The organism is Niastella yeongjuensis (assembly GCF_900110245.1).
Lineage (GTDB): Bacteria > Bacteroidota > Bacteroidia > Chitinophagales > Chitinophagaceae > Niastella > Niastella yeongjuensis.
The window spans coordinates 148,182-171,120 of the sequence record NZ_FOCZ01000003.1 but is presented as its reverse complement, the minus strand read 5'-3'; the positions used below and the strand labels follow the sequence as shown (position 1 = coordinate 171,120).

At 45.6% G+C, this 22,939-nt stretch carries 16 protein-coding genes; 7 read left to right on the top strand and 9 right to left on the bottom strand.

Translation table 11 applies throughout. From position 1 onward, the window contains the following. Positions 1 to 204 precede the first annotated feature (204 nt). The 3 genes from accD to BMX95_RS09120 all read left to right on the top strand — a co-directional run bounded on the left by accD (position 205) and on the right by BMX95_RS09120 (position 3,237). Positions 205 to 1,116: an acetyl-CoA carboxylase, carboxyltransferase subunit beta gene (gene accD / locus BMX95_RS09130; protein ID WP_081197422.1), complete on the top strand. Its 912-nt coding sequence runs from the start codon at positions 205 to 207 to the stop codon at positions 1,114 to 1,116. Positions 1,117 to 1,255: 139 nt separating this feature from the next. Continuing rightward, complete coding sequence (gene smpB, locus BMX95_RS09125; RefSeq protein WP_081197421.1) at positions 1,256 to 1,693, top strand: SsrA-binding protein; 438 nt, start codon at positions 1,256 to 1,258, stop codon at positions 1,691 to 1,693. A 539-nt stretch (positions 1,694 to 2,232) separates the two neighbouring features. Further along, positions 2,233 to 3,237 carry a hypothetical protein gene (locus BMX95_RS09120; RefSeq protein WP_081197420.1) on the top strand — a complete coding sequence of 335 codons (1,005 nt, stop codon included), beginning with the start codon at positions 2,233 to 2,235 and terminating at the stop codon, positions 3,235 to 3,237. Positions 3,238 to 3,411: 174 nt separating this feature from the next. Here BMX95_RS09120 and BMX95_RS09115 read toward each other — a convergent pair whose 3' ends face one another. Genes BMX95_RS09115 through BMX95_RS09105 form a run of 3 tightly spaced genes read right to left on the bottom strand, consistent with a single transcriptional unit; the run spans position 3,412 to position 8,763 of the window. Then, positions 3,412 to 5,937 (bottom strand): DNA gyrase/topoisomerase IV subunit A, encoded by a 2,526-nt coding sequence (locus BMX95_RS09115; RefSeq protein WP_081197419.1) that lies wholly within the window; start codon positions 5,935 to 5,937, stop codon positions 3,412 to 3,414. A gap of 44 nt (positions 5,938 to 5,981) precedes the next feature. Beyond that, entirely contained in the window at positions 5,982 to 6,818 is an 837-nt protein-coding gene (locus BMX95_RS09110; RefSeq protein ID WP_081197418.1) for a DUF1835 domain-containing protein, read from the bottom strand. Between the two features lie 28 nt (positions 6,819 to 6,846). Next, complete coding sequence (locus BMX95_RS09105; RefSeq protein ID WP_081197417.1) at positions 6,847 to 8,763, bottom strand: DNA topoisomerase IV subunit B; 1,917 nt, start codon at positions 8,761 to 8,763, stop codon at positions 6,847 to 6,849. A gap of 588 nt (positions 8,764 to 9,351) precedes the next feature. On the opposite strand from BMX95_RS09105, the gene BMX95_RS09100 reads away from it, so the two are divergent. Next, on the top strand, positions 9,352 to 10,794 hold the full coding sequence (locus tag BMX95_RS09100; RefSeq protein ID WP_081197416.1) for an ATP-binding cassette domain-containing protein: 1,443 nt from the start codon (positions 9,352 to 9,354) through the stop codon (positions 10,792 to 10,794). 90 nt (positions 10,795 to 10,884) lie between these two features. Here the strand turns inward: BMX95_RS09100 and BMX95_RS09095 are convergent, their stop codons facing one another. Beyond that, the gene (locus tag BMX95_RS09095; RefSeq protein ID WP_081197415.1) at positions 10,885 to 13,014 is read right to left on the bottom strand and encodes a M43 family zinc metalloprotease; all 2,130 of its coding nucleotides are present in this window, start codon (positions 13,012 to 13,014) and stop codon (positions 10,885 to 10,887) included. A 504-nt stretch (positions 13,015 to 13,518) separates the two neighbouring features. On the opposite strand from BMX95_RS09095, the gene BMX95_RS09090 reads away from it, so the two are divergent. Beyond that, a complete protein-coding gene (locus tag BMX95_RS09090) occupies positions 13,519 to 13,836 on the top strand; it encodes a peptidase associated/transthyretin-like domain-containing protein (protein WP_133053834.1) in 318 nt (105 codons plus the stop codon). A 399-nt stretch (positions 13,837 to 14,235) separates the two neighbouring features. Here BMX95_RS09090 and BMX95_RS09085 read toward each other — a convergent pair whose 3' ends face one another. From BMX95_RS09085 to BMX95_RS09065, 5 genes are read right to left on the bottom strand one after another with little or no spacing between them, the layout of a single operon-like run. Continuing rightward, a complete protein-coding gene (locus BMX95_RS09085) occupies positions 14,236 to 14,505 on the bottom strand; it encodes a hypothetical protein (protein WP_081197413.1) in 270 nt (89 codons plus the stop codon). 44 nt (positions 14,506 to 14,549) lie between these two features. Continuing rightward, positions 14,550 to 14,945: a hypothetical protein gene (locus tag BMX95_RS09080; protein ID WP_081197412.1), complete on the bottom strand. Its 396-nt coding sequence runs from the start codon at positions 14,943 to 14,945 to the stop codon at positions 14,550 to 14,552. 5 nt (positions 14,946 to 14,950) lie between these two features. After that, the gene (locus BMX95_RS09075; protein WP_081197411.1) at positions 14,951 to 15,703 is read right to left on the bottom strand and encodes a class I SAM-dependent methyltransferase; all 753 of its coding nucleotides are present in this window, start codon (positions 15,701 to 15,703) and stop codon (positions 14,951 to 14,953) included. After that, positions 15,694 to 16,434 (bottom strand): DUF2071 domain-containing protein, encoded by a 741-nt coding sequence (locus BMX95_RS09070; RefSeq protein ID WP_081197410.1) that lies wholly within the window; start codon positions 16,432 to 16,434, stop codon positions 15,694 to 15,696. The genes BMX95_RS09075 and BMX95_RS09070 overlap by 10 nt, the downstream gene beginning before the upstream one ends. 1 nt (position 16,435) lies before the next feature. Next, on the bottom strand, positions 16,436 to 16,816 hold the full coding sequence (locus BMX95_RS09065; protein ID WP_081197409.1) for a DoxX-like family protein: 381 nt from the start codon (positions 16,814 to 16,816) through the stop codon (positions 16,436 to 16,438). A 303-nt stretch (positions 16,817 to 17,119) separates the two neighbouring features. Between BMX95_RS09065 and BMX95_RS09060 the strand changes: the two genes are divergently transcribed. Further along, a complete protein-coding gene (locus BMX95_RS09060; protein ID WP_165758802.1) occupies positions 17,120 to 20,725 on the top strand; it encodes a T9SS type B sorting domain-containing protein in 3,606 nt (1,201 codons plus the stop codon). Between the two features lie 299 nt (positions 20,726 to 21,024). Next, entirely contained in the window at positions 21,025 to 22,935 is a 1,911-nt protein-coding gene (locus tag BMX95_RS09055; protein WP_081197407.1) for a T9SS type A sorting domain-containing protein, read from the top strand. The last annotated feature ends 4 nt before the right edge of the window (positions 22,936 to 22,939 follow it).

The following is a 22,939-nucleotide window of genomic DNA, read 5'->3' as shown; positions in this document are numbered from 1 at the left end:
TTTAACGCAGCAAGCTTAAAAATCAACACCCTGTTAAAATTTTCCTGTAAAAACCATCCTGCCTTACCCTGTTTGACCAGCCGAAAGAATGATTTTCATACAGTAAAATACTTAGGCGGTTTTAACGTTACGGTGGTATAAAAGATTGAGTTTCGGACTCATTTTGTTAAATTCCCTATCTTTAGCCCCTTTTAAATCTACTTAATGAAACAGGAAGAGGATTTTGAAGCCAACTTAGCAGGCGAAGATGGTACCGGTGAAGAAACCAAGAGAAGCTGGTTCAAACGCATTAAGAAAGGTATCACAACCAGTACCGCTGAAAAGAAAGAAACACCCGAAGGTTTATGGAGCAAATGCCCCGAATGCGGCTATATCTGCACCATGACCGAACTTCGGGAAAATCTATTCGTTTGCCCTAAATGCAACCACCATCATCGCATCGGCAGCGCCGAATATTTTGAAATTCTGTTCGACGATAATAAATACGAGGTGCTGTTTGAGAACATCCGTTCCAAAGACCAACTCCATTTTACCGATTTAAAGAATTATGGAAAACGGTTGGAAGAGATCTGGGCTAAGACAGATATTACCGACTCCATTCGCATAGGGAAAGGGAACCTGAAAGGCATACCTTTTATGGTAGGTTGTATGGATTTTGAATTCATCGGCGGCTCCCTGGGCAGTGTAATGGGTGAACGTATAGCCCGTGCTATCGACGTTTGCATAAAAGAAAGAATTCCCCTGATGATCATTTGTAAATCAGGTGGCGCCCGGATGATGGAAAGCGCCTATTCGCTGATGCAGCTGGCAAAAGTGTCGGGCAAATTATCGCAGTTAACAGATGCAAAAATTCCTTATATCTCCCTGCAAACCGACCCCTCCTTTGGTGGTATTTCGGCTTCGTTTGGGATGCTCGGTGATTTGAATATTGCCGAACCTGGCGCCCTGATCGGTTTTGCCGGTCCGCGCGTAATTAAGGAAACAATCAAAAAAGATTTACCCGAAGGGTTTCAACGCAGCGAGTTCTTACTGGAACATGGGTTCCTGGACTTCATAGTTCCGCGTAAGGAAATGAAGGAGAAACTGGCTACGGTGTTGTCTTTGTTTAAGAATTAGTAAAACGTAATATTAGGAAACCAAAGTAAGAGGTAAGAAGTAAGAAAAGTACTCATTGCAGGCGGCCCGACAAATGTCGGAGTTCGCGAATGACAAACTCCTACTTCATACTTCTTACTTCCTACATCCTGCTTCGAATATGGCAGATCTCAGGAACCGCTCGGCTTACCACGATTATTTCATCGAAGACAAATACGATGCGGGTATGGTATTGGTGGGTTCGGAAGTAAAATCATTACGCGACGGTCGCGCCAGCTTCAACGACAGCTATTGTTTTTTTCACAGGGGCGAACTGTGGATCAAAAGCTTTCACATTGCGCAGTACTCTCACAGCTCCCTGTACATTCATGATGCAGTTCGGGAACGCAAATTGCTGTTAACCAAAAAAGAGTTGCGGAAACTGGAAGCCAAAATGAAAGAAAGGGGCTACTCCATCATTCCATTGCGCGTTTTCTTTAATGAGCGCGGCTTTGTAAAAATGGAGATCGGCCTGGCAAAAGGAAAGAAGAATTACGATAAACGGGAAACGATCAAAGCACGGGATACGGATAGGGAGTTGAAGCGGTATTTGAAGTGAGTTGATCAGTTGACCCGCCTACGCCAAGGCTTCGGCGGGCGAGGCAGGGTTGATAGCGTTAACAAGTTAATCGTGTAGGGAAAGACATTTGGGTTAAAAGTGGATGGTTGATAGGGTTGATGGAGGAATAAGTTCTTTAGTTTGTAAGTTCTTAATTGAGGTGCAAGCCATGGCTTAGAAGGGCCGCGTTGAGGTTTTCTGCCTTCTGCCCTTTCTCGCATTATCCACAAACAACCCATGGTATAACTACGACATCACCACTGAATAAAACCCGGTCCATAATTTATTTTCCACCATCACTCTGTTAATTGAAAACGGCGATATATTTTTGTACCAAGGCATAACATGCTTGTTATAGCACACCTTTAATCTGTATCCTTCCGAACAATATCCAATTGAAAAACACCCACCCAGGAACAAGCCATAGGCCGCTTAGAAAACGTTAAGTACCCAACACTGGCATACACTTAACGGGCGTATTTCGTATTAAGGAATTTGCAATTAATTGCATGGCTTGATTTTTCTACTTAAATTAACATATGGTACGCATTATTTTGGTACTCTTATTACTGGTAACCGGAAGGGTTGCTTTTTCCCAATCGATATCGGGGTCCTGGTATGGTAAGGCTGATGTTATGGCGCAAGGCGTTTACAATAACTATCTTACTGAACTGGTGTTAAAACAAAAAGGCAACTCGGTAGAAGGTGTTTTTGCCTATTATTTCAAAGATTCTTACCAAAGCTTTTTTGTTCGTGGCACCTATGACCAAAATACCAGGCAGGTACGCATTAAAAACCTGCCCATGCTGTTCTATCGGTCCACGAACACCCAAACCGGGGCCGAATGCATGATGGATTTTGAAGGCACCCTGCGGGTAAGCCAGGTAAAAAGCTCTATGAGCGGTTCATTTGTTACCATTGACAGATACAAATATACCTGTCCCCAGATGCGGGTCAGTTTTACCCTTGATGTGGCCTCTAAAAACCTCGATAGCATGCTTAGCAGCAGCGTCGTAGGCAAACGTTTCTGGCTGCCGCAACGGGAAGATGTGGTGGTGAAAACCAGCATGCCTGTTGTAAACGGCGCCCCCAACAGTGCAACCGTCATTGGCACCAGCAGCATTGCCCCAATAAAGATCACCGACAGCGCCATTGATGCAAACAGCGAACGCAACCTGGTAGCCCAGTTCAGCCGTAGAAAGATCATTTATACCAAAGAGCTGGAAATAACCAGCGACTCCATACGTATCAGTTTGTACGATAATGGCGAAATTGACGGCGATACCGTTACCGTATTCCTGAATGGCCAACCGGTAATGTCGCACCAGGAACTGACCGCCCGCGCTGTGAATATTTATCTTACACTCGACAATAGCAAGGATGTAAATGAGGTGAGTCTGTTTGCGGAGAACCTGGGCCGTATTCCACCGAATACCGCCTTAATGGTGGTTACTGATGGCATATCCCGGTATGAGGTATTTCTTTCCAGCTCGTATACTCAAAATGCCACTGTACGGATCAAAAAGCGAATCTCGAGACATTAGCGAAAGCGGGCAGAGGGCAGAAGGCAGAGGGCAGAGAGAAGAAGACAATAGGTAAAAGACATAAAAAGCAAAACGCTGAACGTTGGTTATACGTTCAGCGTTTTGCTTTTTACTATTTGCTTTCGGGTATCCAATGTATTTTTTTCTGCCTTCTGCCCTCTGCCTTCTGCCCTATCAGAACAGCTCCGGTTGTTCCGGATCTTCTTTTTGTTCTTTCATCGTCCATTCAAATTCCGTGCTCTTGCTAAAGTCGGCCAGTTTGGTACCAACCGCTTTCCAGCCCATTACCTCTACCATATCGGCAATTTTGATCTTCTGGGTGCGCACCTGAGCGCCACGGCCCGTTTTTATTTGCACAATTGGTTCGGGATGTGTGGTCACCGCTTCCAGGTAATTGCCCTCCCCTTCTTTTATCAGCATGAACTTGTTACGTAAAGTGGTGGTCTCGATGTTGAATCGTTTTACGTTGAACTGCTGTTTATCGTTATCGAGGTAGATGGCGGTAACGGTTTTCTCCGGATTGAACTTTTCTATCTGGAGCACTTTTTCGATATCGAACTTCTGCGTCAATTCCTGGTCGGTGATCTCGTAGTTACCATCTTTGTATACCACGAAGATCTTGTCGTCGGGTTGGAAGCTGCCCAGGTATTGTCCTTTTGCTTCCGTACTCAACCGGCCAAACTGATCATCGAACCACAGCTTTTTACCACCGAGGGTTGATTTACCAGCTTCTTTGAACTTCACCGATTTAACCCTGAACTTGGTTACCTGGTTACCCAAACTTTGGCGGGCCTTGATCTCCAGTTCTTCAAAATAGAAATCAAACTCCTTTTTACGGGCCGTACTGTTGGGGTCCAGGGCAACTTTTACTACTTCTGCCTCCCCATTCGGGTTGGCGCTGAAGTAATGTACTTTAGCTTTCTCTGCACCTTTGTTAGTGAGGTCGTATTCTTTATCGCGGGTAATGCCTACTACATTAAAGCGTTTGGCGTAGGTAATGCCCGTTTTACCATCTACATAGATCATGTTGTAAGTGGTACGCTCATCGTTCTTCTGGAAAACAGCTACGTGTATAATGTCTTTGCCGATAAAGGCTTTTTCCGACACCTTCACTATTTTCATTTTACCTGAACGGGTAAACGCAATCACATCATCGAGCGAAGAACAATCCACCACAAATTCATCTTTCTTCAGGCCGCTGCCAATGAAACCATCGGCGCGGTTTACATACAGTTTGGTGTTGGCAATGGCCACCTGTTTGGCCTGAATGGCTTCAAACAGTTTGATCTCGGTTTTACGCTCACGGCCCTTGCCGTATTTCTGCAACAGGTTTTCGTAATAAGCAACGGCAAAGTCAACCAGGTTATTCAGATCGTGTTTAACCTGTTTGATCTCTTTATCCAGTCCTTTTATCTGTGCGTCCAGTTCCTCAATATCCAGTTTGTAGATACGGCGAACCGGTTTCTCGGTCAATCTTACAATATCTTCGCGGGTAATATCACGGCGAAGCTGTTTGCGGAACGGTTTGAACGCTTCGGTAATACCATCCAGTACTTTTTCCCAGGTGGCATAACGTTTCTCCAGCTCCTTGTAGATCTTTTCTTCAAAGAAGATCTTTTCAAGTGAGGTATAGTGCCATTTTTCCTGCAGCTCGGCCAGTTTGATCTCCAGCTCCCGTTTCAGCAGTTCTTTGGTATTCTCGGCTGAAATGCGCAGCAGTTCATGAACGCTGATGAAGGTTGGTTTTTTATCAACGATCACACAGGCGTTGGGTGAAATGCTTACTTCACAATCGGTGAAGGCATACAGTGCATCGATGGTAATATCGGGAGAAATACCCGGTGCCAGGTCGATCAATACTTCTACTTCGGCAGCGGTGTTATCCGTTACTTTTTTGATCTTGATCTTACCCTGGTCATTGGCTTTCACAATAGAATCCATCAACTGGGTGGTAGTAACCCCATACGGTACGTCGCGAATAGCCAGTGTTTTCTTATCCACCTCTTCAATGTGTGCGCGTACCCGTACCTTACCGCCACGTTTACCTTCGTTGTAGTTGGTAACGTCTATCATACCGGCGGTTTGAAAATCGGGTACCAGCTCGAATTTCTTGCCACGCAGGTATTTGATGGCGGCTTCTATGATCTCACAAAAGTTGTGTGGTAATATTTTGGTGGCCAAACCTACCGCAATACCTTCTGCGCCGTGTGCCAGCAGCAAAGGGAATTTCATGGGCAGCGTTACCGGTTCGTTTTTACGACCATCATAACTTACGGCCCACTCAGTGGTTTTGGCGTTAAAGGCAACTTCCAGTGCAAAGCGGCTCAGCCTTGCTTCAATATACCGGGCAGCGGCAGCATCATCACCCGTACGCACATCACCCCAGTTACCCTGGGTTTCTATCAGCAGGTCTTTTTGACCCATGTTCACCAGTGCATCGCCAATACTGGCGTCGCCATGGGGATGGTATTGCATACTTTGCCCGATGATGTTGGCCACTTTATTAAAACGGCCATCATCCATCTCTTTCATAGCGTACAGGATACGGCGTTGTACGGGCTTTAACCCGTCTTCCACCGCCGGCACAGCTCTTTCAAGGATCACATACGAGGCATAATCCAGGAACCAGGTTTTATACTGACCACTTACTCCTGAATCACCTTGCTGTTGTAAAAAACTATTGTCTTTACTTTTTGCCATTTTATAGTTCTTAATTCTTAGTTCTGGGTTCTGTGTTTTTAGTTCTAAGCTTCCGTTACAGCCGCGGCCTGGGCCGACTTACCCTTTACCTCAAATTCTTTCATGCCCTTCAATTCTCCCTGTACATCGTAATTACCTGCGGCGATCATCTGTTTCAGGCGCCACAAAAGATACGCGTCGCCGGTAGTTTGCTTACTCTTATTCAGCATGTTATTGATGATCTTGCTGGCTTTCTGCCAGTCGTTGGTGATGTACTTTTTCAGTTCTTCATCATAAAAGTCATACTCTTTCTGCCCCAGTTTTTTACCACCTTCCAGTAAGCGAACGCCTTTCTCTTCATTTTGTAAACGCGTCCATTCATCGGGGTCTACTTCAAATTCACTCAGGGTGATGGGGCGCGCCAGCTTCTTAGCTTTCAAAAATTCTTTGGGTGGAATCTGGCTCAGCCATTCGGGATAGAAGATCAAACCTTTTTCATTGATGAAGGGCAGGTTGTTCAGGTACAGGATAAATAATCGTCCCTGAAAATCTTTTAACTGGCTCATGAGCCAGTAATAACCGCTTACATCGTGTTTATTTTGTGCCGCCCAGATGTATACTTTTTCATCGGCAGCCAGTGCCAGTTTTACGATCAGGTCAACCACCACCTGCATATCATCTACCTCGAACAGATCTACTTTTCCGTCGTAATCGCCGCCGGCCAGCACCTGGCGCCACCATGCCTTGCGGGCCTCGATGCCTTCTTCTTCATAAATATACTTGATGGGCCCTACCGCATAATCGTCTCTTATCAGGAGTACCTCGCCTTGTAATGTTTCATCGAGCTCGATGGCTTTCTTCAGCACGTCCACATCTGGCTCGTTAAAAACTATATGAATCATTCTTAAGTTATTTATTGTTGCCGGTAACTTATTTTTCCTCGGTTGCTGCAGCGGCAGTTTCTTCTGCCAGATCCAGTTCTACACGCAGGTTGTCGATAATAAACTCCTGCCGCTCCTGGGTGTTCTTGCCCATATAGTATTCCAGTAATTGCTGCACGTGGTCGCCTTGTTCAACAATCACCGGCTGTTTGCGCATTTCAGGTCCAATAAAGCGGGCAAATTCTTCCGGGGAGATCTCACCCAATCCTTTAAAACGGGTGATCTCCGGTTTGCCGCCCAGCTTCTTAATGGCTTTCTGTTTTTCCACTTCATCGTAGCAATAGAAAGTTTGTTTTTTATCACGTACGCGGAACAAAGGCGTTTCCAGAATGTATACGTGACCATTCTTTACCAGGTCGGGGAAGAACTGGAGGAAGAAGGTCATCATCAACAGGCGGATGTGCATGCCATCCACATCGGCATCGGTAGCGATAACGATGTTGTTATAACGCAGGCCTTCATACCCTTCTTCAATATTCAGGGCGTGTTGTAACAGGTTGAACTCTTCGTTTTCATACACTACCTTTTTGGTCAGTGAAAAACAGTTCAACGGTTTACCGCGCAGGCTGAAGACCGCCTGGGTTTCCACATTGCGCGATTTGGTTATGGATCCGCTCGCAGAATCACCCTCTGTAATAAAGATGGTGCTTTCTTTTGCCTTCTCCATTATTGCATCTTTGTCGCGGCCTGATGGCTCATCGTTATGGTGATAACGGCAATCGCGCAATTTGCGGTTGTGCAGATTGGCTTTTTTCGCACGTTCGTTCGCCAGCTTTTTAATACCGGCCAGTTCCTTGCGTTCGCGTTCGCTTTGCTCAATACGTTTCTTTAAGGAATCAGCGACGGTGGGGTTGCGGTGCAGGTAGTTGTCCAGCTCTTTCGACATAAACTCACCCACAAAGTTCTTCATGGAAGGACCACCTTCATACACTACCTGTGAACCCAGCTTGGTTTTTGTTTGCGATTCAAACACCGGTTCCTGCACCCGCACGGAAACGGCGGCGCATATACTGGCCCGGATGTCGGCCGCATCATAATCTTTTTTATAGAAGTCACGCAGGGTTTTCACCACGGCCTCGCGGAAAGCCGCCAGGTGGGTTCCGCCCTGTGTTGTATACTGTCCGTTTACGAAAGAATAGTACTCTTCCCCATATTGGTTCTCGTGGGTGAGAGCAACCTCGATATCTTCTCCTTTGAGGTGAATGATGGGATAGCGCAGCTCGTCTTCGTTCGTTTTACGCTGTAACAGATCGAGCAAACCGTTCTTACTAACGTATTTTTTGCCGTTGAAGTTCATCACCAAACCGGCATTCAGGTAACAATAGTTCCACAGCTGGCTATCGAGGTATTCATGGATGTAATGAAAGTTCTTGAATACCGTATCATCGGGAATGAAAGTAACCATGGTACCGTTACCTTCCGTTGTTTTATTCTCTTTGTGTTCTTTGGTAAGCACACCGCGTTCAAACTCGGCCGTTTTTTCCTTGCCTTCGCGGTAGGCGGTTACTTTAAAGTAGGTGCTCAGGGCATTCACCGCTTTGGTACCCACCCCGTTCAAACCCACACTTTTCTGGAACACTTTACTGTCGTATTTAGCGCCGGTATTGATCTTACTCACTACTTCCACCACTTTACCCAACGGAATACCGCGGCCGAAGTCGCGAATGGTAACCGATTTTTCGTTGATGGTAATATCAACCTGTTTACCATAACCCATGGTATACTCATCGATACAGTTATCGATCACCTCTTTGATCAACACGTAGATACCGTCATCGGGACTGGAACCATCGCCCAGTTTACCGATATACATACCCGGACGCAGGCGGATGTGTTCGCGCCAGTCAAGCGATTTAATCGAGTCTTCGGTATAATCAAACAAGTCGTTTTTTTCTGTCTTTGCCATGTTTATACGGATATGTCTTTTCTGTGTTCTGAGTTTTGAGTTCTAAGTTCTGCGTTCCGGGTTCGGCGCAATTCCTCACAAATAGTAAAATTCCGTGATATCTTATCTTCCCGGATACGCCGGCGGAAAATACATAAAACATTGGAAATAAATGGTATAAAGATGTTCAATTGCAGTAATCACCACTTCTTTTCAGCAAAACCGGCCACAATCTACAAATCGTACACCAAAAACGCCTGAACGGGCAAATATAGCCAAATGAGGGCAACCGTTTTTTTATTGAGTTATTAACTATTGTGGAAAATTTAAAAAGAAAGTCACAGGGCACCCTTCTGCGGCGGGCAAACCCACCTTTTAAACAGGCATTAACGGTTAAACTTCAACCTGTATGCAATCTTTCTTTCTACATTGTTTCTCCATTCATCCTCCATTCATCTTCCATTCATCCTCCATTATTTTAATGGAAGTTGAATGGAGAAATTATGGTATTTCAATGAACACATAATGAATTTTAAATATATCCATCTGAAACTATTTAATAGGTTATTAAGGTGCTTTTTGGAATTTACCCATTAAGTTGCAGCTCATATGAGTACAGCACTGGCCCAACTAACCGATGTTTCGGTGACCTTTAATAACATTGAGATCCTAAAAAACATCAATCTGACCATTCAGCCGGGCGAGCAATGGGCCATTGTGGGCAAATCGGGCAGCGGGAAAACCACCCTGGCTCAGGCGCTTACCGGCCAAACGTATCACAGCGGCGACATTTCGTTCCACCTGCCCAATCACAGCCACGCCAACCGCATTTTGCTTATCGAGCAGCAACACCACTTTAAGAACCGCTCCAATACCAGCGATTTTTATTACCAGCAACGCTATAATGCCTCCGATTCTGAAAATACCATCACCGTGCAGGAGGTGCTGCAACCATTTATAAACAGCCAACCAGCCACCGACTGGATAGAACAACTACACCTTACACATGTATTGCCCGAACCGCTGATCCAGCTGTCGAACGGAGAGAACAAACGCCTGCAGCTGGCCAAAGCCCTGTTTCTTGACCCGGCCCTGCTGATCATGGATAACCCGTTTATTGGGTTGGATGTGGAAGGGCGCCAGCGATTGCACCGCATCCTGGATACCATTGTAGCCAATGGCATTTCCATCATCCTGATCACCCCGCCGCAGGAGCTGCCCGATTGCATTACGCATGTGGCCGTGCTGGAAAATGGCCAACTGATTTCGGCTGGTAAAAAAGCTGCTGCCCAGTTGCCAGCAACAGCGGTGGCCCCCGCCCTGCCTGCCGACATTATTCAGCAACTAAAGGCAGGCGGCGAGAGCAACCATTTTACCACGGCAGTGAAAATGGTGAATGTGACCATTAAATATGGCGAGAAGACCATTCTGCAAAACATAAACTGGGAAGTAAAAAAGGGAGAATGCTGGAGTATCTCCGGCCCCAACGGCGCCGGTAAAAGCACGCTGCTGAGCCTGGTAACGGCGGATAATCCGCAGGCTTATGCCAACGAACTGTACCTGTTCGATCAGCGGCGGGGCAGCGGAGAAAGCATTTGGGATATTAAACGCCGCATAGGTTTTGTTTCACCCGAATTGCATGTGTACTTTGACAGGGGGACCTCCTGTTTTGATGTAATTGCCTCGGGTTTGTTTGATACCATCGGGTTGTTCCGGCAAATTTCTACCGCGCAACAAGCGCAGGTGCAAAACTGGATCCAGTTACTGCAGTTACAAAACCTGCAACGCCGCCCGCTTTTTCAACTGTCGCTGGGCCAACAGCGCATGGTACTGCTGGCCAGGGCGCTGGTAAAAAATCCCCCGCTTTTAATTCTGGATGAACCCACCCAGGGGTTGGATGAGGAGCAGATCAGTTATTTTAAAACCCTGGTGAACCAGTTGTGTGAAACGTTCAATACTACGCTGCTGTATGTGACGCATTATAGTAAGGACCTGCCGGCGTGTGTTAAGAAGGCTGCTTATTTGGAAAGTGGGAAAATGATTATTAAGTAGAAGAGTTGAAAGTTCAAAGTTTAAAGTTGAAAGACCCGTGCTATGGAACTTTCAACTTTGAACTTAAAACTTGAAATTCGTAACCGGGAATTACCTCTTGATCACTTTCCTTGTTATTACCCCATCGCCCAGTACTATCTGCACCATATATACGCCACTGGCCATGCCGGATAAATCGAAAGTATAGCCACTGCTGCCGGCGGCATTCAGTTTTTGCGAAGCCACCTGCTGTCCCTGGCTGTTAAATATATTTATTCCCTTTACATAAGCGGGGTAAGGATAGAACTGTATGGTGATCCGGTTACTGGTAGGATTCGGGGTGATCATAAACCCTTTTGTTTTCAATACCTCACTTGCCGAGTAGGTATACACGTTCACATCGTCGAGATAGATGTTATTCTCATGTTCATTGGTATTGGCGAAAGCCAGTAATATTTGTCCGGCGTTGAGGTAGGGGGTCAGGTTCACCGAATCCTTCCGCCATTCGGTTGCCGTCGGTTTATAAGAATTCGAATCAGGTTTTAATTTGGTTAGCAGGTCTTTCCCGCCCTTCTTGTATAAACTCGTAAACGTTGCGCCACAATCTTTACTGATCAGTACTTCCAATGTATCGAACGGGTTATCCGCCGTGCCGGTATCGGTTACTGCGGCCGCCGCCAGCTGGAAGGTCATGAAGGCCGAATCACCGGTAGCCAGGTTCATCAACGGCAGGCGGAGATAGTCCTTTGTGCCATTGGCCCTGTAATCAAAATTGCGCATTATTGCAGCCCCGTTACCGGTTTTGGCCGCCAGTGTGGTCCTTTCCCAGGTGATGTCTTTATCGGGATTTACTATGTCCCAGCGTGCCGGCGGGAATGTCGTGTTCTCGAAATCTTCTTTATAGGGCGGGGTGAGCGCCGCGTAATACTGGAAGGCTAAAGTAAGCACGTCATTCCCTGTATTTTCATCGGTGCTGCCATTGGGATTTGAGATCTCTACGTTCAGGGTATGTACGCCCTCTGCCGGAACAGTTACGGCCTTCAACGTTACACTGGTTTCTTTCAGGGAAGCCAGTGAGCCCGTCCAGCTGGTAACAGAACTGGTGCCGTTCTCAAGGGTTGCTTTAATAGTGAGGGCGGTTATGGTTTGCGCACCCGGGTTCCGCACCGTAATAACCGGTGAAAAGGTGGGGCTGCAAATTCGTTGTAACGGTACATTAATACTTTTAGCGGCCGCATCGAGGTTATAAACTATTACGGGGTCGGCACCATTGGAGGCAACCAGGGAAGGCCGGTACAGGTTTGCCGATGTTTCCATGCGGTTTTTTTGCTCAAGGGTAAACATCACCATGCAGGCATCATCCGTATAATCCATAAAATTCTGGTACATCACGCCGCCCTTCGAGTCCGGAGTGCAGGGATCATTGGGGTGCGAACAGCCGGAAGTATAGTTTCCCTGTAAGGGGGTATCGTCGATAAAGTCATCTGCCGCGCAATCAGGTTCATCACCCCAGATGTGATACAGGTAAAAAAAATGGCCTGTTTCATGGGTGAGGGTGCGGCCTTTACCATACACCCCCGGATTACCCGGCAGGGTGGTGTATTTGATAACCACGCCATCTTCTGCAGCCGGACTGCTATTAGGAAAAGTGGAATAACCCAGGTATTGTTGTCCCAGATCGGCGATCCAGACGTTAAAAAACCGGTTATGGTCCCAGGCATCGGCACCGCCGAGCGCTGCATATTTAACCCGGATATCGTCTATAGTAAAATTATCTATGGCTGTAGTAACCCGATCAATACCATCTGAAGGTTCATCATTGGCATTTCGCTGGGCCAGTTTGAACTGGATATTGGGTTTGGCAAAGTAGGGTTTGAACCGGGCCGGAATAAGCGTTGAATCGGGGTTCAGACCTGCATAATCTATATTCAGCCGGTCTATCTGGGCCTGGATCTGGGCATCGGTAACCAGGTTAGGGTTCTTTAAAACAATATGAAATACAACAGGAATATAAATAGTGGAGCCTTCCACCCGCAGTACATGGGCCCCGGCATTTCTTCGCTGAATGGCTTCCTGTACCTGCTGGGTTTGTAACTGAAATTTTGATTTAAGGGTAGGATTGCGTTTAAAGGTTTTTTCCATCAGCTGCATCGAACCACATCGCTCCTGCCCTACCACCGCCATACATCCCAACATACATACAAAACAGGCTAACAAACCAGGTAAATTTTTTCTCATCATATTGGTTATTCCTATTACTTACGTAATATCCTTAAAAAATGTTGGTTTTCTGTTTTAAAAATAGACACAGGACCGGCTTTTATCGGTAAACCAGCCCAATATCCGGCATGGAACATAAACGCGGGTTTAACCAACCTATTATTCATCCCGGTGTGGGGGTGAAATAATAAATATTTAACCCTAACCGGGTTGGCGGGACATAAAACAGTGCAGGACAATTTACAATCTTGTGCTTTTGGGCAAATACGCACAACATTCACTAACTGGTGTATGCAAACGAAGATACCAAGTGTTGACATTATTCTACAGGCTGTGAAAAAATAATTATGCCACTGCCGGGTAAAAAATGTTAAATTAATTTCTTATACCTGTTCCGTTGTTCTGGCATAGTACTTGTCATGCCTAGTGCATCAACGATGATCAAATTAGTTTTCTCCCTTGGATTATAGGTCTTGTAGCTGAAGAATTTGTAACCATTTTGTTTAAACCTATAATATGTTGATTATGAAAAATGCCAAGATGAGTATGGCAGCATTAGCTTTCGCTGCCGCCGGATTATTTGCTTTCAATGCTGTTAGAGTGGGTTCTGTAAAAGGAACAGTGAATCCGGCAGATGCTGCTGTTAGAGCATGGGCGCTGTCGAGTACTGACACTTTAAAAGCGGAGATCAATAAGGGCACATTTGAGATCACAGACGCTAAGCCAGGCACTTACCGGATTATTATTGAGGCCAAGCCGCCTTATAAGAATGCCGCTAAAGATGGTGTTACGGTAGCAGATGGTCAGGCAACTGATATCGGAGAAATTAAACTGGAGCAATAAAGCTTTTCAGCATTTAGTTGTAGATATTAGCATTACAGCAAAAAGGTCGGGCAATAACTTGCGCGACCTTTTTTCATTGAGTTAAACGATCGCCGGTACTCTAATGGCGACACTTTCGTTATGTCCGATTTGAGGGTAGTTGTATTCAAAATGCGATCTGGTACTTCACTATTGCATAATTATCGAAAGGATTATAGTTTTTTCTGCTCCCTAAAATCCCTGAGCAATTCCAATGTTACCAAATACTGATTCTTAAACAGGCCGGGTAGTTCGTTGTCCACCTTTTCATAATTACTTAGGGTATCTTCAAAGATGTTATCCAAGTCTTTAACGGGGTTACAAAGGGTTTCAACCACCAGCGACCTTATGGGTGCCGGATCTGTAAAAAACCGGTGGCGCTTATCGGCGCAATGCGGGATTTTCTCCGCTTCCTTCCTCTCCTGTTTCATGTTTCAGGTATCTGTATTTAATGGCATACCCTTCATAAGGCAAGGTTGCAAAGCTCAGGTAGTTTTTCTCCTCCTGGCCTGTGATGGAATCTTTTGTTGAACTGTCTTTTTGGATATTGCTGGCAGCTGCATTTAAAACAGGTTTCTCTGTTGGCTGATCTTTACAAGCTACTATTAATATGCCTGTCAGCAAGGGGTAAAAAATACTCCTAATTTTCATTGGTACTATTTTCTTTACAATTGAAAAATCATTGAAAGCCTATATTATGCCAAATACGTTTTAATAAAAACCACACTGATATACGTCCAGAAGACAGTGAATACAATGTGCACACCCGTCTCAAACAACCTGCCTTTCCACAGCTTTGGTGAATAACCAACCAGCTGTATCAGTAAGCGGGCGCCCCAGAAGACCCCCAATCCCAGGGATATTCGTTTTCCCAAAGTTGTGGTTATCAATTCATGGGCAGATGTAAGACAAAGCAGGCCAATCAACAATACCATTAAAGCAATAAAGAAAGAGTGCACCAGCATAATTTGCCGGTTCACCAAACTCAGTTTGCTTAGTTCCTGCTTCCAGTTAAAATACCTGGGAAAAATGATATGACTCAGGGCTAATGCGATAAATAAACAGCCAATGATCCAAAAGTGAATTTCCATACTGGTTAGGGGTTACAATTAAAAACAGACATAAACAGCGTAAACTTTGTTTCCCGGAAGGTAGCGAAGCCTGCCTGTTTAAATGCATCTTTCCATACAGACCGGGAAAAGAAATGAGTAAAGCCTACCGAAAAAGCCAGGAAATTCGGAAAGTCACGCAGATGTTCCACCATGATCACTTTTCCCTGGGGTTTACAAATTCTACGGCATTCTTTCAGGAACCCGATCTTTTCTTCATGCGAACGTATTTCATGCACGGCTGATAACAGGAAAACAAGATCTACTGATCCGTCACTTACCGGTATAACGTTGGACGCTATGGTTTGCGTATTGGGATAAACCATACTCACTTTACGCGCCCGTACTATTGCAGGCTCGGTATGTTGCTGTGCGTTGTAAAAATCGAACACCTTTAAATCAGCTTCAGGTAACAGGTGTTTTATAATAAAACTGGTTTCATCAAACCCGGCATTGATATTAACGATCTGACTTATTTTTTCATTGCCGCTTATTTGTTGCTTCAACCATTGAAATTCATAAAAACGCGAAAAATCATATACCCATGCCGATACGATCAATGGCATTATTAAACCATAGGCAAATGCAATGACAATAATGATAAAGGTTATAGATGGCCAGGTAAATAGTAACCGGCTTAAAAATAATAACAATAAAGCACCCAGGCCGATCACATAAAAATGACGGTTGAAACTAAGAATATTCAACACCCCCTGAAAGTTTCTACGCTTTATTTCCATGGTTCAATTTTTCCTTTTTTCCAGTAATAGGGAATGTTCCGGATCACAAAAGCATTTGCCAGTACAGCTCCCTGTAATTTCAAATTGTCGATAAATGAGAAATGGCATTCAAGCACATTCAGAGGTTCAGGTTTCCAGTTTTCTCTTACGCCTTCAATGATCAATACTTCTTTTTTTGTTTTGTTATAAGTAAATGTAAATGGCAGAGGGCCTGCAAATCGCCGGGCTTCTTTCCAGTCGGTAAATGGAGAACCCGCAGGCAACGCAATGGATTCATCCCTTCTTTCATCTATGCTTACACTGAATCCTGACTTTTTAGAGGAGATCGTCAGCACATCGTTATTGCGGCTTTGAGTGATATCGATAGTAGTATAATTGTAATGGGTGAAAATGTTCCCAAAGAACTCCATCTTCTTTTTATCAGTTTCCGACTTAAGAATGTATAATCCTCTTAAATTTTTACCCGCCTGGTTGGTGAACCGTACAAATACCCTAAACCCGGTCAGAAAGAAATCATTACCCAGTACCTTTGGAAAACCCTTTGGCCGCAATGCTTTTGTTTGCACCATAGCCACTGCAATGAACGCCCACTTATCCTGATGGGTATCCAACTCCAAACACTCAGGAATCAATTGTTTAACCTGCTCTTTGGGAACCGCAAAGGTGAAAACGCTGGAGCTGTCAAAAAAGGCCTCCACGGCAAAGGGATGATCTTTAAGGAATGAAAGCATATTAAACAGGTTGAACCGGTTTGGATTTTAAATAATATTCGTTGTATGCAATTACGCTGATGAACATTACCGCAAACAATAAATTAAATCTGCCCCATAAAAGCAAGTCGGGCACCAGAAAAAACTCCAGAATGTTCATGGTACCAATTACCAATATCTGCATGATCGCATTTAATCTTGACCAATAGCCACTTACAATCCAGACAGCCATAACGATCTCTGCAACGCCTATCCCCTCTGTGAATATTGCGGCATGGTCACTTCCCAGGATGCGGGCCACAATCTCCTGATGGCGGGGTACCTCGTTCAATACCTTACAAAACAGGCCATTGACCAGCCAAACTGCGGCAATAATGTAGTTCAATATTTTATTTAGGGTCATTGTAAAACCAATTTAGCCTTCCCACATAAAAAAAGCGGTAAGTTTTTCAACTTAACGCCTTTTCTCTGGTATTATGACAAAGATAGTATGTTAAATCTAATTTTCTACCATACGTCGGAATATGCCAGTAACGGCCAGGTAACATCGAACATGAAGTATAAAAACAATACGTCAGACAACAGATGGTTATAATTCTCAATACCATCACCATTGATAAAGATTTTTTCTGTATGCGTAATTCACAGGGGTAAAATTGGAATGGAATTAGCTGAAGAGTACACGCATCTAATCATACCCATTGATATGACTAATTCTACCCGGAAAGGCCTGCTGTTCCTGTTATTACTTTTTTTCATATTTCCATTTATTACCTACGCCCAGGAAGGCATGCCGGTAGCTGTTCGCCCTTGCGGTACCGACAGACTATTGGCACAATTAAGAAAAGACCCTGCCTTTGTGGCGAGGGAGAAGGCTATTAATCAAGCCCTTTTACAAAAGCACTATTTACATGTGTCTGCGGCTCCGCCTGCAGTGGTTACCCTGCCGGTAGTAGTGCATATTATCAACGAAGACCCCAATGCCTATACGGATGCAGCCGTTGTACAGGCTATACAGGCACTGAATGAAGCGTACAGTGCTACAGGTAGTTTTACCGGCGGACGCACTGATACGCGGATCCAATTTTGTTTGGCCAAAACTGCTCCCGATGGCGGCCGTACCACAGGTATCGTGCGCACCCACTCCTACCTTTCTGACTTTGACTACGACATGGAGGCCGATGAGCTCATTGCACTGAATGCGTGGGACCGGACCCGTTACATCAATATCTGGCTGGTATCAAAGATCAGATCAGAGTATATGCAGGATTTTAGCTGTGGTACCTGGACCCGCCTAACCATGGGTGGTTATGCCAGCGCCGGCGGCGATGTGGTGGTTTCCGGTTTGGGTGTTGACCTGGTAGCGCATGAGATGGGTCACTTCCTTAGTCTCGCGCACACCTTTGCCGAAAGGGATTGCAGAAACAATGATTGTCTTACAGACGGTGATATGGTGTGTGACACGCCGCCCGAGCGAACCATCGCCGGTGGCGGCTGCACCGCTCCACAAAACTCCTGCAGCACCGATACGTTGTCGGGCTTTACCACAGATGTAGATGACCTGCCGGATAATTTTATGGATTATGGTTCCGGCGCAGGCTGTATCATGGGCTTTACACCGGGACAGGCAGAACGAATGCAAAACTTTATTGCCACCTCCTTAACGGGCATGGTGAACAGTACCGTTTGTACTGATCCCTGTGGCGCCGCCCTTACTGCCTCCTTCACCCGGGATATCGACTATCCGGTAATAGGCGACGTAGTTACCTTTACCGCCAATATAAGCGCAGGCCAAACCCTGCAATGGCTGGTTGATGGTATAGCTGCCGGTACAGGCCAAACGCTTGTGTTACCTGTGACCCAAAAGAAGACCTATAAATTAGAATTACGTATAACAGATGCCAGCGGCTGCCGCGCTTCTACTACAGATGCATTCCAGGTGAGCTGCGGTGTGGTAGCCAGGTTCTCCCCCGACAAACGGAAGATCGCATCGAAAGACGGCATACAAACCGACCACGTTGTTTTCACCAACCGTTCCCGCAATGCCACAGCCTGGAAATGGCTGATGAGTAACGACAAGGGCATGGCTGAACAAGTGGTGAGCACCGATGAACAACTTGATTACCTGTTTAAAATCCCCGGCACTTACAAAGTGCGACTGTATGCTACCAATGGAAGCTGTGAAGACACCACCAACCCCGTTACCATTGTGGTGGATGACCCCACCGCCGATGGGGTGATACACATCGAGAGTGTAGTCTGTTATAACCAGGATAAAGTACAGGTAAAGCTTTGGTTTGAAAACAGGGGCTATATGACCATACCGAAGAACACGCCGGTTGCTTTTTATGATGACGATCCGCGTACAGGCAGAGGGAGCCTGTTGGGCACCTGGCCGCTGCCAACCGACCTGTCTGGTAAATGTGCCTCCTATGAATACACAGCTACTGTATTAGTTGGCCGGGAGTATTTGGATACGCTGGTATCGGTGTTTAATGATAACGGCACTACCATACCGCTGGCATTGCCCAATACCGGGTTACCGGAAGTGACTTTCAATAATAACATCAATATCAAAAAGGACATTAGCTTCCGCGCAGGCATTACCCCGGATGAATATACGTTGCAGCCACAACAACAGCAGTCACTGCAACCTGCTGTTATCAAAGGCGGTGATATTACCAGTGCCACCTGGGCAACATCTCCTTATCTCAACTGTACCAATTGTATCGACAATATCTTCACCGCCCCGTACCGCCAGGACACACTTGCTATTGCAAACACACGAATTTTCACCGATAACGGTTGTTATAGCGATGCAAAGGTTACCTTTCACATTCCGGTAGTGGACGATTACACACCAACACTGAACACGCTGGCCTGTGCAGGAACCGACAGCCTGCACGTGGACTTCTCTTTGTGTAATACGTATGCACCGGGAAATATTCCAGGTTCCCTGCAAGTGGATTTTTATGACCGTTTACCAACAGACCCCACCGCGGTGAAACTGGGTAATAGTTTTCTTACCCCATCAACTACTACAGGCACCTGCAGTGATTATGAGCAATTCATCCCGGGCACCAAAACAGGGAAGGTTTTTGTAGTGGTGAACAACAATCAACAGGCTTATCCCCCGGCAAGCGGATTGAACGAATCTGATTATAACAACAATACCAACAGCATGGATTATACACCACCGGTATTGACAGTACTACCCAAAGACACCACCATATATCGTAAGGCCCCGTTCAATCTCTATTACACGGTACCCGGTTATACGCCTGTCTCTATGCTTTGGGATAACAGTCCCAGCTATACGCTCAGTTGTACCACCTGTCCTACTCCGGTGGCAGCTATGCTCGACAGCAGCATGGTGAACCTGCAGGTGACCAATGAATATGGCTGCGTTTTAAACGGACAAACTTATGTGCACATCTTTCCGCCCGATATGACCGTAGAACTGTTGTCGGCAGAATGTTACGATGATTCACACATCCAGGTTACCTTTAAAGTTTGTATGGGGAATGGTTACGATACTGTTTACAAACAAATACCCGTATCGTTTTACAATGGATCACCAGCCGATGCAGCCACCAAAGTATTGTCGCCCGCTTATGCTACTCCCGCCCCGGTGTTTGGTGAATGCCGCGAATTTACGCACATCATAACCACGCCAGGAAGCAGCCAGGTGGTTGCCATGGTGAATGATCCAACAACCCAGCCGTTTCAGGAAACCAATTATACCAATAACCAAAGCAGTTTGAAATACGATGCCTTTACCATTGATCCCACACCGGAAATAATTACCCTGGCACGGCCAGGCAGTGTACCATTGCGCACAACAGTAAAGGGAGGCAAAGCTGCTTCATATGTATGGACTCCAGCCTCCGGGCTCTCCTGCGATACGTGCGCCGAGCCGGTGGCCACGGCTTCTTCCTCCATAAAATACCTGGTAACAGTGACCAACAACCATTTTTGTAAGGATACAGGCACTATATACATTCAGACATATGTTAAAACAGGTGTTGCCATGCCCAATGCATTTTCACCTAATGGCGACGGACGAAATGATTATTTCTATGTAATGGGCGGACTGGATATTAAGAAGGTAAAGAACCTGTCGGTATTTAACCGGTATGGCCAAAGGATCTTCGAGGTGCTCAACTCACCAGCTAATGACCGGAAGTTTGGTTGGGATGGCAGACAGAACGGGAAAAAAGTTGATTTTGGCACGTATGTTTACTTCGCAGCAGTGGAATACCTCGATGGTACGGTACAAACCTTTAAAGGAACTGTTATAGTGACACCATAAAAGAGATACTGATAAAACTTAATAATAAAGCCCTGACGCTAAGGTCGGGGCTTTGTTATTGGGTATTTTGACGATTAAAAACCCATAATGTTTTTAAATATGGATTTTTCTTTCTAATATAGCGCCCTGAAAAGATCCCCCTGTGAATTTCCCGTCAGTATAAGCTCCAGTCTTCCCCGAAACAACCTATAGTTATATTACAATTTCATTTAATTGTTTGCCTGCCCCATATTCCTTTGAAACAGCATCTTCCAATTTCTATGTGCCTTTGCTTATTCTAAGACACACAATAAACATTTATGAAGAAGCTTACTTCTACGCTCGCAATGGCCTTGCTATGCCTGTATGGTAGTGCCCAGGTTGGCAGCCTGGACCCATCCTTCAATGCATTAGGCACAAACGACAACGGTCCCGGATTCAGGATCGATAATCCCAGCGGTTTACCCGATGTATATGATTTTGGAACGGCTATGGCCTTTACATCAGGTGGCAAAATATTAGTGGGCGGTTATACTGCAAACGACGATTATTTTCTCCTGGTCCGGTATACTACTGCCGGCACACTCGATAATTCCTTTGGCACCGGCGGTATAGTAAGGGCACGTTCAGAGGATGGGCCGCGTGGTAACTCCGCACGGGGGTATGGAATGGTCCTGCAACCTGATGGCAAAATAGTAATAGCCGGCTGGAACTGGCCTGGCGATAAAGATTTTTGTGTAATGCGTTTCAATGAAGATGGCAGTTTTGATACCGATTTCGGTACAGGAGGAAAAGTTACTACCAACCTGGGGCCCGGTAATGATGAAGCCCGCAATGTGGCCATCCAAAATGATGGCAAAATAGTAGTGACAGGATTCAGCTTCAACGCTGCCGGCAATACAGATTTTGCAGTAGTACGTTACACCCCTGATGGTGACCTGGATGGTTCGTTTGGCAGCGGCGGTATTGTAAAAACAAACATCAATAGTTACGATATTGCGCAAGGTATTGCGATCGATAAAACCACCGGCACCATCACCATAGCCGGAACCAGCAACTCAAGTTTCGAAAACACCCATACCGGCAATGGAGATTTCACATTGGTACGTTATACATCCGGTGGTGCACTCGATGGAAATTTTGGTACGGGTGGCATTGCCACTTTCGATATTGGTACCGGTACGTTTGATGAGGCGCGTAGCATGGCCGTTCAACCCGATGGTCAATTGATAGTGGGCGGCATCACCAAACCGGGTGGAGCACGTGGAAACAATAGTGACGTGGTTGTTTTACGGGTAACTACTGATGGTTCATTGGATGGCAACTTTGGTACAGGTGGTAAGGCAATTGCCAATTATACGGGCCTGAACTCGGATGATGATTGTAACAGCGTAGCCCTGCAAAACGATGGCAAAATTGTAATCGCAGGCTGTGTTGACATTTTCCCTACTTCAAACCTTGATAAAAAACTAGGTACAATGCTGATGCGTTTTACCCCTGCCGGTGTACTCGATGTTAACTTTGATGGAGATGGAAAGGCAGCCGCTAATTTAGCTTTGACTGATGATGATAAAGGCCTGGTGGTTGCAGTGAAAAGCGACCGTATTTACCTGGCTGGTACCAGCGGCGGACCTCCCGATCTTCTTGTTGCCGCTTTCAAGAATGATAATGTTGCCCTGCCGATTGTACTTACCCAGTTCTATGCTCAACAACAAACCAGCAACGTGGTACTACAATGGACAACCAGCAGCGAAGAAAATGTAGCACAGTTTGTGGTTGAACGCAGCAGCGATGGCAAAACCTTTAAAACCATTGGTACTGTAGCGGCTACCGGAAACAGCACTATTTCAAAAAGTTATTCTTTTACCGATCAAAGTCCGCTTACCACCAGCGACAACTATTATCGTTTACAGGTGCGTGACCTTAATGGCAGCTTTACCTACAGTAAAATTCTTATCATTAAGTTCTCTACCGCTATATCTACCAATTTGCAGGTGTTCCCCAACCCGGTTACGAGCGTATTACAGGTTCAAATTCCCGGTGGGTTTACTGGCAATACCAGCCTGCAGGTTTATGATTTAAGCGGTCATTTGGTAAAGGTGAATAAACTTACATCGAATGGCATAGCCCTGAATACCACCATAGATATAACCAGATTGCCTGCTGGTGTGTATACATTGAAGGCCACCGATGGCAAAACTTCCGCTATTACCCGTTTTGTAAAAAAATAAGCAC